This is a genomic window from Azospirillum sp. TSH100 (genome assembly GCF_004923295.1).
Taxonomy (GTDB): domain Bacteria; phylum Pseudomonadota; class Alphaproteobacteria; order Azospirillales; family Azospirillaceae; genus Azospirillum.
In genome coordinates this window covers 1529516-1544149 of the sequence record NZ_CP039634.1, presented here as the reverse complement: position 1 = coordinate 1544149, position 14634 = coordinate 1529516, and the positions used below count along the sequence as shown (strand labels likewise).

13 protein-coding genes are annotated in these 14634 nt (G+C 69.1%); 7 read left to right on the top strand and 6 right to left on the bottom strand.

The genetic code is table 11. The features are described 5' to 3' along the window. Nucleotides 1-235: 235 nt before the first annotated feature. Genes E6C72_RS07395 through E6C72_RS07385 form a run of 3 tightly spaced genes read left to right on the top strand, consistent with a single transcriptional unit; the run spans nt 236 to nt 6746 of the window. Complete coding sequence (locus tag E6C72_RS07395; RefSeq protein ID WP_247875892.1) at nt 236-2668, top strand: ATP-binding protein; 2433 nt, start codon at nt 236-238, stop codon at nt 2666-2668. Next, on the top strand, nt 2665-5349 hold the full coding sequence (locus tag E6C72_RS07390) for an ATP-binding protein (RefSeq protein ID WP_109442581.1): 2685 nt from the start codon (nt 2665-2667) through the stop codon (nt 5347-5349). Before E6C72_RS07395 ends, E6C72_RS07390 begins: the two co-directional genes overlap by 4 nt. Next, entirely contained in the window at nt 5346-6746 is a 1401-nt protein-coding gene (locus E6C72_RS07385) for a DUF1329 domain-containing protein (RefSeq protein ID WP_109442580.1), read from the top strand. The genes E6C72_RS07390 and E6C72_RS07385 overlap by 4 nt, the downstream gene beginning before the upstream one ends. 30 nt (nt 6747-6776) lie before the next feature. On the opposite strand, the gene E6C72_RS07380 is transcribed toward E6C72_RS07385, so the two are convergent. Continuing rightward, the gene (locus tag E6C72_RS07380) at nt 6777-7409 is read right to left on the bottom strand and encodes a hypothetical protein (protein WP_109442579.1); all 633 of its coding nucleotides are present in this window, start codon (nt 7407-7409) and stop codon (nt 6777-6779) included. 72 nt (nt 7410-7481) lie between these two features. Next, nucleotides 7482-7655, bottom strand: coding sequence for a hypothetical protein (locus tag E6C72_RS31710; RefSeq protein WP_158280204.1), 174 nt, complete (start codon nt 7653-7655; stop codon nt 7482-7484). A 92-nt stretch (nt 7656-7747) separates the two neighbouring features. On the opposite strand from E6C72_RS31710, the gene E6C72_RS07375 reads away from it, so the two are divergent. From E6C72_RS07375 to E6C72_RS07365, 3 genes are all read left to right on the top strand, one after another. Continuing rightward, on the top strand, nt 7748-8323 hold the full coding sequence (locus tag E6C72_RS07375) for an ankyrin repeat domain-containing protein (RefSeq protein WP_109442578.1): 576 nt from the start codon (nt 7748-7750) through the stop codon (nt 8321-8323). A 28-nt stretch (nt 8324-8351) separates the two neighbouring features. Next, a complete protein-coding gene (locus E6C72_RS07370) occupies nt 8352-9335 on the top strand; it encodes a cobalamin biosynthesis protein (protein ID WP_109442577.1) in 984 nt (327 codons plus the stop codon). 119 nt (nt 9336-9454) lie between these two features. After that, on the top strand, nt 9455-10417 hold the full coding sequence (locus E6C72_RS07365; protein WP_109442576.1) for a DMT family transporter: 963 nt from the start codon (nt 9455-9457) through the stop codon (nt 10415-10417). Between the two features lie 19 nt (nt 10418-10436). On the opposite strand, the gene E6C72_RS07360 is transcribed toward E6C72_RS07365, so the two are convergent. The 3 genes from E6C72_RS07360 to htpX form a co-directional block, all read right to left on the bottom strand. Further along, on the bottom strand, nt 10437-11171 hold the full coding sequence (locus E6C72_RS07360) for a hypothetical protein (RefSeq protein WP_109442575.1): 735 nt from the start codon (nt 11169-11171) through the stop codon (nt 10437-10439). A 28-nt stretch (nt 11172-11199) separates the two neighbouring features. Beyond that, nucleotides 11200-12132, bottom strand: a complete 933-nt coding sequence (locus E6C72_RS07355; RefSeq protein ID WP_109442574.1) for an exopolyphosphatase — start codon at nt 12130-12132, stop codon at nt 11200-11202. A 99-nt stretch (nt 12133-12231) separates the two neighbouring features. Continuing rightward, complete coding sequence (gene htpX, locus E6C72_RS07350; protein WP_247875891.1) at nt 12232-13230, bottom strand: zinc metalloprotease HtpX; 999 nt, start codon at nt 13228-13230, stop codon at nt 12232-12234. Between the two features lie 114 nt (nt 13231-13344). Between htpX and E6C72_RS07345 the strand changes: the two genes are divergently transcribed. Next, the gene (locus tag E6C72_RS07345) at nt 13345-13545 is read left to right on the top strand and encodes a DUF1674 domain-containing protein (RefSeq protein ID WP_109442572.1); all 201 of its coding nucleotides are present in this window, start codon (nt 13345-13347) and stop codon (nt 13543-13545) included. A 21-nt stretch (nt 13546-13566) separates the two neighbouring features. Here E6C72_RS07345 and E6C72_RS07340 read toward each other — a convergent pair whose 3' ends face one another. Then, on the bottom strand, nt 13567-14631 hold the full coding sequence (locus tag E6C72_RS07340) for a sn-glycerol-3-phosphate import ATP-binding protein UgpC (RefSeq protein ID WP_109442571.1): 1065 nt from the start codon (nt 14629-14631) through the stop codon (nt 13567-13569). Nucleotides 14632-14634 lie beyond the last annotated feature (3 nt).

The following is a 14634-nucleotide window of genomic DNA, read 5'->3' as shown; positions in this document are numbered from 1 at the left end:
TGCACAGTAGTGCAAGCTCTCGCCCGGCCTCAAGTCCAGATGCCATGGCGAGGCATCCATTCCCTCTGCGCGCGACACTTTTCCCCAGGCGCCCGTCCCCGGGACCGACCTGCATGGACGGACACCGCGCAACAGGGTAGAAGCTCTAATGGGCAGCACGCGTCCGGCGTGCCGCGCCACTGCCGGACACTATCGCCCGCCAATCTTTTTCAACGCACCTCCGGAACGGCACTGCATGACCAGGATCGCTGAGGCATGGCGGCGCGTGCCGACGGTATCGGCCAAGTTCCTGCTGATCCTGGTGCCCAGCCTCGTGGTCGCGGTCTCGCTGTTCTCGGCCCTGTTCTTCTACGACCGCTACAAGGATCTTCAGACGGCGCTGCGGGAGAAGGTGGCGACCATCGCCGACATCAACGCGGCGGCGCTGTCCAACAATCTCTGGACCTTCGACGTCCAGGCGATCCGCAACGTCATCCAGGCGATCGGCGCCAACCGGGAGCTCGTCTGCGTCGAGGTGACCGACGATCTGGCCGACGGGCTGTTCGCTTGGCCGGGACCGAGCTGTCCGTTGAGCAGCGACGCCAACATCGAACGGCGCCCGATCCGGGTCCAGCATCTTCAGGTCGGCACCATCACCCTGCATTACAGCCACGACGTGGTGCGCGAGCAGCTGCGGCAGGAAGTGGTGAACACCGCGGTGCTGCTTCTGCTGATGCTGGCCGGCACCGTCGCGGCGGCGCTGGCGGCGCTGCGGCTGACGGTGGGCCGGCCGCTGGGCCGGCTGATCGCCTCCATCCTGGAATCTGAACGGGGTGGCGGCCACCAACCGGTGGACTGGCGCGCCGCCGACGAACTTGGACGGGTGATCGAGGCCCACAACGCCATGCTCGCCCGGCTGGGGCAGGAGGAAGCCGCCCTGCGCAAGAGCGAGCAGCGGCTGGCGCTTGCCATCACCGCCACCCGCTCCTCCGTCTGGGATTACGACCTGCACACCGGACAATATTGGTGGTCGAAGGAGTTTCCCGCCCTGCTCGGCTATGGCCCGAGCGATCTGCCGATGACCACGGAGACCTGGTCCTCGCTGCTGCATCCCGACGAGGCGGGGCGGGTGATGGAGGAGTCGCGGCGCCGGGTGCGCGACCGCGCCATGGCCTACACCGCCATCTACCGCATGCGCCGGCGCGACGGCCACTGGGCCTGGATCGAGGACCGCGCCACTGCCCAGCGCGATCCGGACGGCCGCGCCCGCCGCCTGACCGGAACCATGTCCGACATCACCGAGCGGGTGCGGGCGGAGCTGGATCTGGCGCATGAACGCAATGTGCTGCAGGTCACGCTGGACAACACGGACCAGGGCATCATCAAGGTCGACGGCGACGGCCGGGTGGTGACGGCGAACCGCCGTGCGGCGGAACTGTTGAACATCCCGCCGGAGGTGCTGGCCGGCAACCCGCGCTTCGCCGATCTGGTGGCGCTCCAGCGACGCCAGGGCGAATTCGGCGAGATGGCCGACGACCCGGATCTGTATCTGAGCTACGGGATCGGTCAGGCAGGTGACGGAACCGGTTTCGGCGAGAATCAGGACGGCGGCTTTGACAGCGGTTCTGATAGCGGCTTGAGCATGCCGCCGGGCGAGCCGGCGGGGCTGATCGACCAGCCCTTCACCTTCAAGCGCCGCCGTCCCGATGGTCGCATCGTCGAGGTGCGCACCAACCCGCTGCCGGAGGGCGGATTCGTCCGCACCCTGACCGACGTGACGGTGGAGGCACGGTCGGCCGAGGAAATCTTCAACGCGATGCAGGAGCTGGAACGGGCCTATGCCGACCTGAAGGAGACGCAGGCCAATCTGGTCCAGGCGGAGAAGATGGCCTCCCTCGCCCTGCTGGTCGCCGGTGTCGCGCACGAGATCAACACCCCGATCGGCATCGCCTTCGGCTGCGCCACCCACCTGTCGGGCCGCACCGGCGTGCTGGCCGAGGCGTTCGAGCGGGGGACGATGAAGAAGTCCGACCTTGCCGCCTATGTCGCCACCGCCAGCGAATCTTCCCGCCTGATCGAACAGAACCTGACCCGCGCCGCGGAGCTGATCCAGAGCTTCAAGCGCGTCGCCGTCGACCAGACCAGCGAGGAACGCCGCCGCTTCGACCTGCTGGCCTATCTGGAGGAGGTGGTGACCTCGCTCGGCCCCACCCTGCGCAAGAGCCCGCACCGTGTCGCCATAGCCTGCTCGCCCGGCATCCTGATGGACAGCTTTCCTGGCGCGCTGAGCCAGGTGGTGACCAATCTGGTGATGAACGCCTTGACCCACGCCTTCCCGGCCGACGGCAAGGGCCACATGGTCATCGACGTCGATGAGGCGACGGACGGCGAGGTGGAGATCCGCTTCGCCGACGACGGCGTCGGCATCGCCGCGGAAAACCTGCCCAAGGTATTCGAGCCCTTCTTCACCACCCGGCGCGGGTCGGGCGGCAGCGGGCTGGGGCTGCACATCGTGTTCAATCTGGTCACCCAGTCACTGGGCGGGCGGATCTCGGTTGACAGCGTTCCCGGCGATGGAACTACCTTCACCCTTCGCATCCCGAAGACCGTCATTACACCTGCCATCACCCCGGCCGCCACCCCCAACCCCGCGCCGCCCGCGGTGACGCTGGAGACCCAACCCGCATGAACATCGGCGCCTACGACGACGACGAGATCCTGTTCGCGGACGAGGAGACGGACGGCGCCGCCGCGGAACCCGGCAAGGCCGCCGCACGCGCGGCGATGATCGATCCGGCGGCCCCGCCCTGGGCGATCCTGGTGGTGGACGATGAATCCGACGTCCATTCGATGACCGGGTTGCTGCTGGCCGACGTCACCTTCCAGCGACGGCGGCTGGATCTGATCAGCAGCTTCACCGCGACGGATGCCCGCAATGTCCTGGAACACCGGCGCGACATCGCCGTCGTTCTGCTCGATGTGGTGATGGAGGAGGACGATTCGGGCCTGAAGCTGGTGCGTTGGATCCGCGACGGGCTGGGCAACCGCGACGTCCGCATCATCCTGCGCACCGGTCAGCCCGGACAGGCGCCGCAGCGCGACGTGATCGTCGATTACGACATCAACGACTACAAGCCGAAGGCCGACCTGTCGGCGGAAAGCCTGTTCACCGCGGTGATCGCAGCCTTGCGCGCCTTCGACCAGATCCAGTCGATCGAGACCCGGGTGGCGGAGCGCACGCGTGAGCTGCGCGAAAGCCGCGAACAGGCGGAGGAGGCGACCAAGGCCAAGTCGGCCTTCCTCGCCACCATGAGCCACGAGATCCGCACGCCGATGAACGGGGTGCTGGGAATGCTGGGCCTGCTGGAACGGACGGAGCTGGACGACCACCAGCGCGACACCGTCGGCACCATGCGCGAATCGGCCAATGCCCTGTTGCGCATCATCGACGACATCCTGGATTTCTCGAAGATCGAAGCCGGGAAGATGGATCTGGAGCGGGTGGCGCTGTCGGTTCCGGCGTTGGTGGAGGGGGTGGCCGAAACACTGGCTCCCGCCGCCGGAGCCAAGGGGCTGGCGCTGCTGACCTATGTCGATCCTGCGATTCCATCGGCATTGCTGGGCGATCCGGTGCGGTTGCGGCAGATCCTGTTCAATCTGGCCGGCAATGCCATCAAGTTCACCGAGGCTGGCCGCGTCGTGCTGCGTGCCGAACTGGAATCATCTCCCGCGGTGGCCGAACCGCTGCTGCGCATCGCCGTCTGCGACACCGGTATCGGCATCGCCGAGACCACCCGCCAGCGCCTGTTCCAGCCCTTCACCCAGGCGGAAAGCTCCACAACCCGGCGCTTCGGCGGCACCGGGCTGGGGCTGTCGATCAGCCGGCGGCTGGCGGCGCTGATGGGCGGCGAGATCGGGGTCGAAAGCGAGCCCGGCATCGGCTCCACCTTCTGGCTGCGCCTGCCGCTGGCCAGCACCACGGCCCCGGAGACGGTGGAGGACGGCCAGGGCACTGTCGAGCTGGATGGGCTGACCGTCCTGCTGGGCGTTCCGGACGATACCGAGCGCGGCTTCCTCGCCCGCTATCTGGAGCAGGCCGGCGCCCGCGTGCTGCCCGCCGCCTCCCCGTCCGAGCTGGCGGCGCAGGCCCGTATCGCGCGCGAGGCCGGCTGTGCCGTCGGCGTCGTCACCGTCGACGAGGCGCTTCACGTCCCCGCAGCCGCCTGCGCGCCGGAGGAGCTTGGCCGACGCAGCGGCGAGGCACGACCGCCGGTGGTCCTGCTCTGCCACGAGACCGGCGGAATGCCCTGTCCCTCCTCCCGGCCTGCCACCCGCGGGGCGGAGGCCGGCACCGTGGTGCTGAGCCGGCCGCTGCGCCGGCTGGTCCTGCTGCGCGCCGTGGCGATCGCCGCCGGACGGCTGCTTCCCCGGCATGCCCACGCGCATGCCTCTACCCTGCCCTCCATTCCGCCCTCACCCAACGGGGCAAAGACCGCCATCGGCCCGGACGCCGACGCATCCGGCATGGAGGAGGCGGAAGCGCAGGGGCGTCTGATCCTGGTGGCGGAGGACAACGCGGTGAACCGCAAGGTCCTGCTGATGCAGTTGCAGGCGCTGGGTTATGCCGCGGAGATGGCCCCCGGAGGGGCGGAGGCGCTGGAGGCGCTGGAGGCCATGCGTCAGGGCCGGCGACGCTTCGCCCTGCTGCTGACCGACGTCCAGATGCCGGAGATCGACGGGTTCGAGCTGACCCGGCGGATTCGCGGCGACGAGCCGTCGGCCGGTCGCCGCCTGCCGATCGTCGCCATCACCGCCAACGCCGCCCCTGCCGACATCGAAAGCTACCGTGCCGCCGGCATGGACGACGTGCTGAGCAAGCCGCTGGAGCTGTCGCAGCTGGCGGCGACGCTCGCGCGCTGGATGCCGCCACCGGACGATGCGGTCACGCCGCCATCTCCGCCATTGCCTCCGCCGCCGGCCGCCGGCGCGGATGCAGACCCGCTGATCGAACTCGGCGGCCTGCGCGCCCTGTGCGGCGGCGATGCGGCGATGCTGGCGGAGTTGCTGGGTGATTTCGTCACCATCGGCCGCGACGTGATCGCCGACCTGCGCAAGGCATTGGACGGGACGGCGCTGAACAAGAGCGACAGTGACCGGGTGCGGGCCAGCGCCCACAATCTGAAGGGCTCTGCCCGCAATGCCGGCGCCAAGCCGCTGGCCGAGGCTGCCCGCGTGCTGGAACGATCCGCCACCGAAGGCGCTGCCCTCACCCGGCTGAAGGAGGAAGCCGCCCGGTTGGAAGAGGTCTTCGCCGCCACCTGTGCCGCGATCGAACGGGAACTGGCTTTTGCGGAGCGGCCGACGGCATGAACGACCCGACTGACTTCCGCCCCGACCGGCGACAGACCCTTGGACTGCTGTTGGGCGCCGCCGCGACGGCAACCACGACCGGCGCCCTCGCCCAGGGCGCCGCCCCACCCGAAATTGGCGTGCCCAATGCCGGCGTACCGCGGCTGGGCGAGGAGCTGACGCCCTTCGGGGCGGTCAGGGCCGGCAACGGCACGCGGGCGATCCCGCCCTGGACAGGCGGGCTGACCGAGGCGCCGCGCGGCTATGTGCCGGATCGCCCCTCGCCCGATCCCTACATCGAGGATGTCCGCTGGTTCACCGTCGGCGCCGCCGATGTCGAGCGATACAAGATCCGGCTGACCGCCGGGCAGCAGGCCCTTCTGGCGAAATACCCGGACAGCTTCGACTTGGCGCTGTTCCCCTGCCGACGCAGCGCCGCCGCACCACAACGGATCTATGACGCCTCGCTCGCCAATGCCGACCGCGCCAGGCTGGGCGAGAACGGGTTGGCGTTGCGCGACGCGACGGTGGGCGTGCCCTTCCCCATTCCGGCCAACGGCGTGCAGGCGATGTGGAACCACAAGCTGCGCTGGCGCGGCGGCAATGTGTCGCGCACCAGCCTGACCGTGGTCCAGTCCGGCGACGGCACCCGGTCGCTGACCAGACTGCGTGAGGATTTCGCCTCCCCCTATGCCGCCGGGGATGCCGCAGCACCACCGCTGCTCTACCGCCGCACCATCCTGGACCCCAAGGAACAGGCGGGCAGCAGCCTGATCGTGCAGGGAACCCTCGATCCCATCGCCGCCCGCACCCGCGCCTGGGCTCGGGAGGGAGAGCGCGGGCGCGTGACGCCGGCGCCCGGCTTCTCCTATGACACGGCGGATCCGGTGACCGGCGGCATCTGCACCGCCGACATGCTGGACATGTTCAGCGGCGCGCTCGACCGCTTCGACTACACGCTGGTGACGCGGCGGGAGATGTACATGCCGTACAACGCCCACCGGCTGACCAACCCCAGCCTGTCGATGCGGGACATCCTGTGGCCGCACCATCCCAACCCGCAGTTCCTGCGCTATGAGATGCACCGAGTCTGGGTGGTCGACGCCCGGCTGAAGCCGAACTTCAAGCATTCGCTTCCCGATCGCACCTATTACCTGGACGAGGACAGCTGGCAGATCCTGGCGTCGGAACATTACGACGGCAAGGGAGAGCTTCTGCGCTATGCCGAAGCCCATCCGATGCCCTATTGGCAGGTCCCGGCCCTGATGCCGACGGCGGAGTTCGCCTTCGACCTGACGGCCGACCGCTACGCCGCCCGCGGCCTGGAGAACGGCCTGGCCCCGCCACGCTTCGACGCCCCGCTGAAGCCCGAGGATTTCACCGCCGACGCCCTGGTTCGCCGGGGGAGGCGGGGGTAGCTCGGGCGGGGACGAAACGGCAGCGCCCGCTTACATCGACCCGGTCTGCCTCACGTCGTGAATTTCGGCCGGCCGGGCGGCGTGGCGGTTCAGGACATCCAGTGCGATGCGTTCTCGCGCGGCGTCGCCGACATTGACCCACAGCAGAATGCCGCCTTTGTCGAGATGCTGGAGCATCGGCTCGTTGCGCTTGTCGGTGATCCATTGCGACAGGAAGGAGCCGGCCGCCCCGCTTCCCACGCCGGCCGCCGCGGCCGCGGCGGCGGCGGCAAGCGCCGTCCCGCCGGTGGCGAGCACCGCACCGGTGGCGATGATGGCGCCGACATAGGCGGGGAAGCCGACCGCAACGCCCTTGCCGCTGCCGACATCCTCCGGCGAGATGTAGGCCTGCCGCGGTGCGTCGGGATCGTGGGCGAGGCTGCCGACATCGCTCGGCACGCCGCCCAGCCGCTCGCGGATCGTCTCGTCATTGGCCAGCAGGCTCAGCTCGTGGCGCTGGAAGCCGGCCAGGGTCAGGTCGTCGATGGCGCTCTGCAGGGCGTCGCGGCTGTCGAAGACCGCCACGGCCTCGCGAATGGTCGCGTCTGCGCCCGTGCTTCCGGAGTCTCCCGTCCAGGCACTGGAATCGATCGTGGTCGGGTTCTGGTCGCGGCTCTCGATCATGCCTCCACCCCTTCGCTTGGCAGGAAGTCCGAACAATCCGGATCCAACCGGAAAGCGGGGGCAAGGTTCCGCTCAGGATCGTGATGCGGCAGGGGGCGGGACGGCACCGCGCGGTTCCGGCATGGCGCCCAGGAACCACCAGAGTCCCAGCCCGATCAGCACGGCCTTCACCAGCAGAAACAGCGCGATGTGGCGGGCGAGCAGATTGCGCAACATGGGTTTCAACCTGTCGATGCGGAGCTGCATGCGCCGGGTCCGGCAATGAAGGCCGATCTGGCAAAAGCACCGGTCTTCTGGCTAGTATCCGGCACCCATGCTGTCAAGGAAGGACACCCGCCATGAAGCGGCTCCTGCTCGCCACCCTGTTCGCCCCTCTGCTTGCGGCCGGCCTGTCGGTCGGCACCGCCGCCCCGGCCCTCGCCCAGATCAGCCTGTTTCAGGACACCGGTCTGATGCAGGCGGTCAATGACGGCGACGTCGCCAAGACGAAGGGCGCCCTGCTGCGGGGCGAGAACCCCAACCAGGCCGACATCCATGGCAAGACCGCGCTGCTGGCCGCCGTCGACCGCTCCAGCCCGGCCATCGCCGCCCTGCTGCTCGACAGCGGCGCCAACGTGAACCGCGCCGACAAGGCGGGCAACACCCCGCTGCTGGTCGCGGCGGAAGGCGGCAATCCGGAGCTGATCGACCTGCTGCTGAAGAAGGGCGCCAAGGTCGATCTGGAGAACCGCGAGGGCATGACCCCGCTGATGGTCGCCGCCCGCAACGGCCGAGCCGATGTGGTCGAGCGGCTGCTGAAGGCCGGGGCCAAGGTCGACCGCTCCGACTTCACCGGCCGCACCGCGCTGAACTGGTCGCAGGAAAGCCGCAACTCCCGCGTAGGAACCTTGCTGCGCCAGGCCGGCGCCCGCTGACCACCAGACTCTACACCGCGGAGACCTCATGTTCGGTTCAGCCTTCGGCGGTCCCGGTCCGCTGCTGCTCCTGCTGCTGGCGCTGGGGATCGACGCGCTGTTCGGCGACTGGCTGGACCGCATCCTGCCCGACCCCGCGGGTCTTGCCCGGCGCTTCTGCAACGCCGCAGACGCCCGGCTGAACCGGGCGGAGCGCGGCAAGTCGGCCCAGGTCATCCGCGGGGCGCTGGTGGTGCTGGCACTGCTGCTGATCGCCGTCGCGGCCGGGCTGCTGGTGGAGTGGATCGGCTCCATCGGCCGCGGCTGGATGGTGGAACTGCTGGCCCTGCTCTGCGGCCTGCGCGGCCGCGCGGCCTGGACCCGGGTGCGGGCGGTGCGCCGCGCGCTGGAAGGCGGCGGGGTCGTCGCCGGACAGGAGGCGATACAGTCGCTGACCCGCCGCCATGTCTATGGCCTGGACGAACACGGCATCGCCCGCGCGGCGGTGGAGGCCGCGGCCCGCGCCTTCGACCGCAAGCTGGTGGCTCCGGTCTTCGGCTATGCCCTGCTCGGCGTGCCGGGCCTGTTCGTCTGGACCGCGATGGATGGGGCCGACGCGGCACTGGGCAGCCCCGGCGTCCGCCATGGCCGCTTCGGCTCGACCGCGGCGACGCTGGACGACGCGCTGAACGCCCTGCCCGCCCGGCTGGCCGGCCTGCTGCTGGCGCTGGCGGCCCCCTTCATCGGCACCGCGAAGGCGGGCGCCGCCCTGCGCGCGCTGAGCCGTGACGCGCGCAAGCACCCGTCGCTGAACATGGGCTGGCCGATCGCCGCGATGGCCGGCGCGCTGGGGCTGGCGCTGGGTGGCCCACACCGCGACGGCGGCGTGGTCATCACCGAGAGCTGGATCGGCGACGGCCGCGCCCGCGCCACCCCTGCCGACATCGGGCGGGCGCTCGCTCTCTCCGCCGTCGCCGCCCTGCTGCTGGTCGGGCTGGTGGCGCTGCTGCTGTGGGGCGTGGCGGGGATCTGACGTTCCGCAACCCTTGGCATCAGCCCTGCGCCTTGGGCACGGCAATGTCCCGCCCTTGGCAAGGCACCACCCGCGCTCCCCCCGTATACTAATATGACGAGGCTGGGAAAGCGGGGGCGATGAGTACGGGGGAAACGACGGCGGCCACGGCCAGTCCGACCGCAGCCGAAGAGGCCGCCAAGGCGGAACGGTCCCTGACGGAAAGATCCCTGGCGGAACGGCGGTCGGGCCGGGCCGGCATTTTCTGGATGATGCTGACGACCCTGCTGTTCGTCACCCAGGACGCCACCATCCGGATCCTGACCAAAAGCTATCCGGTTGTGGAGGTCGCCTGGGCCCGGTTCGCCGTGCACATGGCCCTGGTCGGTTTGGTCGTCGCGTGGCGCAGCCCGCATCTGATGGTGTCGCACCGGCTGCCCCTGCAACTCGTCCGCTCCTGCCTGCTGCTGGCGACCACGCTGTTCGCGGTGCTCGCCCTGCGCAGCATCCCCTTCGCCGAGGTGCAGGCGATCGCCGCGGCCGTGCCGGTCCTGATCACGGCGCTGTCGGTGCCGCTGCTGGGCGAAAAGGTCGGCTGGCGGCGCTGGGTCGGCGTGCTGGCCGGCATGGCCGGCGCGCTGATCATCGTCGGGCCGGTGGGCGGCACCTTCCAATGGGCGCTGGCATTGCCGCTGGCGGCGGCCTTCTGCAACGCGCTGTACCAGATCGCGACGCGCAAGCTGCGGGGTGCCGATTCGCCGACCACCACCATCTTCTACACCGGCATGGCCGGAACGGTGGCCTGCACGCTGGCCCTGCCCTTCAACTGGGTGACACCGGACCTGACGGGTGCGGCGCTGATGATCCTGCTGGGGACGCTGGGCGGCATCAGCCATTTCTGCCTGATCCGCGCTTATAGCGCTGCCCCGGCCGCCACCGTGGCGCCCTTCGGCTACACCACGCTGGTGTGGGCGGCTGTCTATTCGCTGATGCTGTTCGGCGAGGACCTCCGCCTGTCGACCGTCATCGGCACCGCCGTCATCGTCGGCAGCGGCGTCTATATCTTCTATCGGGAACAGGTGCGCTCGCGGCAGGCGTCGTGAGCCTTCGGGCCGGAAGCGTTCAAACCGGAAGCGTTCCAGCGGCCTGCGGCCCGACATCCTCCACCATGTAGAACGGCCCGCGCCGGTCGCGCTCGACCCGCAGGATGAAGCGGCTGCTCCCGCCGGCCTTGATGGTCCAGAGGTCGCCGCCGTCATCCAGCGGATGAAGCTCCAGCTCGTCCGGCACCGGCGCTTCGCCCAACCGCTTCAGGATGCGGTCGGCACGGGTGCGGTCGATCGACGGCAGGCTCTCGGCCGCGCGGGCGTCGAAGCGGTCACTCTTCACATAGCGGGTACCGGCCCCTTGGATCGGGCTGGACGGACGGCCGGGCTGCATCCGTGCCCGCGCCGCCATCAGCCGCCAGCGCGCCGTACCGCATGCGCGGATGGCGGCGGCATGGACGGCGGCGACACGCTCGATCAGGTCGGGGAACAGCGGCATCAGCTCGCGCCGCTTGTAGGCGACACGGCTCATCAGGTCATGGATCGAGCGCTCGCTCGCCGCGGCGGCATCGGGCAGCTCCACCGTCTCCGCCGCCAGCAGGGCCGGGATGGCGTCGAGCGCCGCCCCCGACACCAGCCCGTCGATGCGGGCCAGCGCCGCCGTCCCCGCCGCGTCGGTGCGGGCGATGGCGTCGGCCACCACCGGACGGGCGCGGTCGACAGCCTCCATCCTTGACACCTCGTCGGACAGGGCGGACAGCCAGTCGACGTCGAACAAGGCACCGTCGGGGAAGTGAAGAAAGACGCTCAATCGCTCAGGGCCCGGTCGGTGAAGGAGGTCAGCCGTCCGCGCGCATGCGAGCGACGATCGCCTCCAATACCTCTTCGGCCCGGTCATTGTCGACCTGACAGGTGCCGGCCGCCTGATGGCCGCCGCCGCCATATTGCAGCATCAGCGGGCCGATGTCGGTCCTGGAACTGCGGTTCAGGATCGACTTGCCGCAGGCCAGCACGGTGTTCTGCTGCTTCAGGCCCCACAGCACATGGATCGACACGTTGGTATCGGGAAACAGCGCGTAGATCATGAAACGGTTGCCGGCATAGATCGTCTCCTCCTTGCGGAGGTCGAGCACGACGACGTTGCCGCGCACGGTGGCGCAGCGCTTCAGCTGGTCGACGAACAGCTCGGCATGCTGGACATAGAGCTCCACCCGCTCCTTCACGTCCGGCAATTCCAGGATCTGCTCGATGGAATGGCTGCGGCAATAGTCGATCAGGTCCATCATCAGCTGGTAGTTCGACACCCGGAACTCGCGGAAACGGCCGAGCCCGGTGCGCGCGTCCATGATGAAGTTCAGCAGGGTCCAGCCCGTCGGGTTCAGGATGTCATCGCGCTGGTACTGGGCCGAGTCGGCCTGATCGACAGCCGCCATCATCTCGTCGGAGATCGTGGGAAAGCGCCCCTTCCCGCCGTAATAGTCATAGACGACACGAGCGGCGGAGGGGGCCTTGGGGTCGATGATGTAATTGGGCTTCTCGCCGACGCGCATGGTCTCCGACAGGTGATGGTCGAACACCAGATGGGCGCCGTCGACGTAGGGCAGGTTGGTGGTGATGTCGCGGCCGGTGATCTCGATCTTGCCGTCCTGCATGTCCTTGGGGTGGACGAACTTGATCTCGTCGAGGATGCCCAGTTCCTTCAGCAGGACGGCGCAGACGAGCCCGTCGAAATCGGACCGGGTGACAAGGCGGTACTTCGCGGCGTCGGACATGCAAACTTCCCCTGGCGACCGTCATGGTTGAGCGCGTGCCGGAAGGGTAGTCGCCTACCCCTTCGGCGGCAATCCTTTACCAGAGTGAGCCTGCGGAGATCAGCCCCAGGGGCCGCGGCGGTTCTGCGGCATGAAGCCGCCCTGCCCACTCCCCTGCGGCGGCGCGCCCCAGGGCGAGCGGCCATCGCGCGGCGGGGTCTGGCCGCCCCCAAACCCACCGCCGAAGCCACCGGTAGAGCTGCCGCTCCGGGCCGCCATCGCGCGGAGCCGCGCCACCCGCTCGCCCATGTCGGGGTGGGTGGAGAACAGGCTGGCCATGCTGGCGCCGCTCAGCGGGTTGGCGATGAACAGGTGGGCGGTCGCCGGATGCGCCTCCGCCTGATAATTGGGGATGTGGTTGGCGCTGTTGTGGATGTTGGTCAGCGCATCGGCAAGCCAGTTGGGACGGCCGCAGATCTCCGCACCGATGCGGTCGGCCTCGAACTCGCGGGTGCGGCTGATCGCCATCTGCACCAGGGTCGCGGCGATGGGGGCGAGGATGGCGGCCAGGATGCCGCCGACCATGCCCAGCGGGTTGCCGCCGCGCTCGTCGTTGCTGGAGCCGCCGAAGAACAGCCCGAAATTGGCGAGCATCGACACCGCACCGGCGATGGTCGCGGTGATCGTCATGATCAGGGTGTCGCGGTTCTTCACATGGGCCAGTTCATGCGCCATCACGCCGGCGATCTCCTCCGGCGTCAGGCGTTGCAGCAGGCCGGTGGTGGCGGCGACCGCCGCATGCTCCGGATCGCGTCCGGTGGCGAAGGCGTTGGGCTGGTCGTTCTGGATGATGTAGACGCGCGGCATCGGCAGGCCGGCGCGCTCCGCCAGCCGGGCGACGATGCCATGGAACTCGGGCGCCGAATAGGCGTCGACCTCGCGGGCGCCGTACATCGACAGCACCATGTCGCCGGAATTCCAGTAGCTGAACAGGTTCATGCCCAGCGCCATGACGAAGGCGATGATCAGGCCGGTCTTGCCGCCCAGCAGGAAGCCGACCGCCATGAAGATCGCCGTCAGGCCGGCAAGGAGGATGGTGGTCTTCAGATAGCTGGTCATGATCGCCATATCGGTTCAGGATGGGCCGAAGCGGGGTAACCCGCTCCGGTCCAAGATATGGGGCCGGGCCGCGCCGGCGTTCAAGATACCCGCCCAAATGCCCGCAGTTTTGCGATGGATATGATGACCGAACCAACCAAGCCGCAGCAGGACGCCGCCGACGCGGTGGCCGAAACCTCAACCACCGAGGCCGCTCCGGACGCAACCGAAACCAAGGGCCCCGAACAGAAGCCCGGCGAGATCGGCGGCCCGAAGGGGCCGGAGCCGACCCGCTACGGCGACTGGGAGTTCAAAGGGCGCTGTTCGGATTTCTGAGCGAAGATCAATTCCAGCCCGTCATTCCACCCGGCGCCCCGTCACCGCGTCGAACAGATGCAGGGCGCCGTCCTGCGGGGCAACCGTCAGGCGGTCACGCTCGCGGACGGTGGGGATGCCGGCCATGCGGACCAGCAGGGTCTCGCCGTCCGGCAGGCGGCCATAGACCACTGTGTCGGCCCCCAGCGCCTCCACCAATTCGACCTCGATCGAAAAGCCCTCGGCGGCGACGGCCAGATGCTCCGGCCGGATGCCGAGCTTGATCGCCCGGCCGGCGTCGGTCGGACGCGGCTGCGACAGCGGCAGGCGCTGTCCACCGGGCACCAGCACCGCCTCACCCCGGTCGTCGATGCGGCCGTCCAGCACATTCATCGGCGGCGAGCCGATGAAGCCGGCGACGAACAGGCTGGCCGGGCGCTGGTAGACCTCCAGCGGCGTGCCGATCTGCTCGGCGACGCCATGGTTCATCACCAGGATGCGGTCGGCCAGCGTCATCGCCTCCACCTGATCGTGGGTGACGTAGAGGCTGGTGATGCCGAGCCGGTCCTGAAGCCGCTTGATCTCCACCCGCATCTGCGTGCGCAGCTTGGCGTCGAGGTTCGACAGCGGCTCGTCGAACAGGAAGGCGGCCGGCTCGCGCACGATGGCGCGGCCCATGGCGACGCGCTGGCGCTGGCCGCCCGACAGCTGGCTCGGCCGGCGGTCTAGGAAACGCCCCAGTTCAAGGATGGCGGCTGCCTTGTCGACGCGCGCCCGGATCTCGGCCTTCGGGATCCCGCGGATCTTCAGGCCGTAGGCCATGTTGTCGAAGACCGTCATGTGCGGGTAGAGCGCATAGTTCTGGAACACCATCGCGATGTCGCGGTCCTTGGGGTCCAGATCGTTCACCACGCGACCGCCGATGGCGATCTGACCGCCGGTGATGCCCTCCAGCCCGGCGACCATGCGCAGCAGGGTGGACTTGCCGCAGCCCGATGGGCCGAGCAGGACGAGGAATTCGCCGTCCTGGATCGCGATGTCGATGCCCTTGATCGCTTCGACCGGGCCGTAAGACTTGCGGACGTCGCGGATTTCAACGGTTGCCATTGT